The sequence below is a fragment of the Noviherbaspirillum sp. genome (assembly GCF_036846085.1).
Taxonomy (GTDB): domain Bacteria; phylum Pseudomonadota; class Gammaproteobacteria; order Burkholderiales; family Burkholderiaceae_D; genus Noviherbaspirillum.
The window spans coordinates 1-2,785 of sequence record NZ_DAIUCO010000143.1; the positions used below are offsets into that span (position 1 = coordinate 1).

The 2,785-nt window shown below is 63.2% G+C and carries 2 protein-coding genes; both read left to right on the forward strand.

The genetic code is table 11. From position 1 onward, the window contains the following. Window positions 1-346: 346 nt before the first annotated feature. The gene (locus V7080_RS16220) at window positions 347-1,279 is read left to right on the forward strand and encodes an ACP S-malonyltransferase (RefSeq protein WP_334189433.1); all 933 of its coding nucleotides are present in this window, start codon (window positions 347-349) and stop codon (window positions 1,277-1,279) included. Between the two features lie 138 nt (window positions 1,280-1,417). Continuing rightward, window positions 1,418-2,785 (forward strand): alpha/beta hydrolase domain-containing protein (locus V7080_RS16225; protein WP_334189434.1); only part of this gene is annotated, 1,368 nt, incomplete at its 3' end.

Consider the following 2,785-nt stretch of genomic DNA (forward strand, 5'->3'; position numbering starts at 1 on the left):
GTATCGTAGCGACTGCGGCACTTTTTATCTCCGTAAAGTTCCCTCCCCCCTTCCAGGGGGAGGGTTAGGGTGGGGGGTAGTGAGGTTGAGCAATCGCATGCAGTTGCACGACCTTCACACCCCCATCCCAACCTTCCCCCTACGAGGGGGAAGGAGTCGGTTCGCTTACAACCTTTCCACGTCACCGCTCGCAGGCGGCTCCGATTCAGCCGGCGCAACGCGTGCGTTGCGAAACCCCGGCTTCATCCCCCTGAAGGAGGAGGGAACCCTGCGGAGCGTGCTTGAGCGGCATCTGACTTAACTCATCACTACATTTACACCCAAAGCAACCCCGCGGAACACCACCATGACAAAACATCTCGCATTGCTGTGCCCCGGCCAAGGCGGCCAGCATGCGCGCATGTTCGACGTTCTCGGCAATGCCTCCCATGCCAGGGTTTTCCTGTCCGAATGGTCAATCGAAGAAAAGATCGCCGTCCCGCTGGACACCGCGCTGAACGACGTGTCAGCACTATTCTCCAACCGCATTGCCCAGCCGCTGATCGTCGCCGCAACACTCGCCACATGGCAAACTCTAAAGCCAGCCCTGCCGTCACCCGCCATCGTAGCCGGCTACAGCATCGGCGAGCTGTCCGCCTACGCGGTTTCAGGCGCCATCACGCCACCCGATGCACTGTCGCTGGCGGCGGTCCGCGCCCGCCTAATGGACAGTTGCGCCAACGATACGCCACAAGCCCTGCTGGCTGTGAGCGGAATGAGCCTCGCATCCATCGCTGACTCTGCCGCACGCGCCAAACTATTCATCGCCATCGAGACTGGCGCAGACAGTGCCATCGTCGGGGGACTTCGCGAGCATGCACTCGCGTATGAACAAGAACTGCTAAAGGCCGGACGCACGGCAACGCTTCTGCCCGTCGGCATCGCGTCGCACACGCCGTTGATGACGCCTGCCGTGACACCATTTCTGGAAGCACTGCACAGGACGCCTTTCACGGACCCTGACCATCCGGTCCTCGCAGGCGTTTCTTCCGAAGTCATCCGGCGCAAGGCCGACGCGGTGAGCACGCTCGCGCGCCAGCTCAATGAAACCATCCGCTGGAAGGACTGCATGGATGCCTGCGCGGAAGCAGGCGTCACCATCGCACTTGAACTGGGACCGGGTGCCGCGTTGTCCAACATGCTGCGGCGAGCGCATCCGCATATCGACTGCCGGTCCGTCACAGATTTTCGTTCACTGGAAGGAATCAGGAAATGGGTGGACCGTCACTTCGACGAGTGACGGTCCACCCATGCGTCATCGAATTGGGAGGAGTACCAAAACAACGCGACGGGCCAATCCACAAGCCGTGAACAAGGCGCCACGCAATCGATCTTGCGGCGATGTCTGCCGACCACCAATCACCTGGAGACCAGAATAATGCACGCTCAATCTTCCCCGCAACAAAAACGGATACTGCTCACCCTCACCGCGGCTTGCTGCGCGGCAGCGTTCACGCTGCCTGTGCATGCACGCGTCACGCGTATCGTCATCGATGACCAGAAGCCGCTCGTCAATGCGGCCGGACAGACCATCGCCTATGAACAAATCTCCGGGCGTGCATTCGGCGAGCTCGATCCGCGCGACCCCTTGAACGCGGTCATCCAGGACATCGAGCTCGGCAAGGATCCGGACGGCAAGGTGCGTTACGTCGCCAGCTTTGTGGTGACCAAGCCGGTCAACATGGGTCAGGCCAGCGGCCTGCTGTGGCACGACGTGCCCAACCGCGGCGGTCCGACGACCATCGTCGTGGCCGAGCGCAACAATGGCGACATTGGACTCGCCAGCGCCTGGCAGGGCGACAATGCCGGCACGGTCACCACCGGCCCGGATGGCCCGACGGCATCCGGCACGCTGGTCCGCGACACTATGGCGGTCGATGGCCGTCATTGGCTCAAGGTGCCGATCGCAAAGAATCCGGATGGCTCAACCATCACCGGTCTCGTATTCGGCCGCATCATCAACCGCTCGGGCGTGGCGTCCCAGCCGCTGATCGTGCAATCCAATCCGGTGCCCTACCAGCCCGTCACGCTGGACAACAGCCCGGAATACGCAAGGCTGGTGACCCGCACCGGCGAGAGCATGGAAGGCGTGGTGACCGGCGAGGCCGAGGTGCCGCGCACCGATTGGGCATGGGCGCGCTGCAGCGAAAGCAATCCCTTCCCGGGCACGCCGGACCCGACGCAAATCTGCGTGAAGGGCGGCTTCGATCCCGCCAAGCTGTACCAGGTCACCTTCAAGGCGAAGGATCCGTATGTGCTCGGTATCGGCTTCGCCGCCTGGCGGGACGTCGGCGCGTTCTTCAAGACCGCTGCCGCCGACGATAGCGGCACGGCCAATCCGATCGCGGGGCGCGTCACCCACAGCATCGCGCGCGGCGTATCGCAATCCGGCAATTATCTGCGCGGATGGCTGCACATGGGATTCAACCAGTCGGAGGACAAGCGGCAGGTGCATGACGGCATGTGGCCCATCATCGCCGGCCGGCGCATCGCCCTGAACTTCCGCTGGGCGCAGCCGGATGGCGTGCTGGAGCTGTATCAGGCCGGCAGCGAAGGACCGCAATGGTGGAGCAAGCACCCGGACCAGGTGCGCGGCCTGCCGCCCGCCGGCATTCTCGATCGCTGCGAAGCCACGAAGACCTGTCCGAAGATCGTCGAGCATTTCGGCTCGGCGGAAGTATGGGCGCTGAAACTCACGCCGGAGTGGGTAGGCACCGATGCCCGCAACGATCTGCCGCTGCCCGGC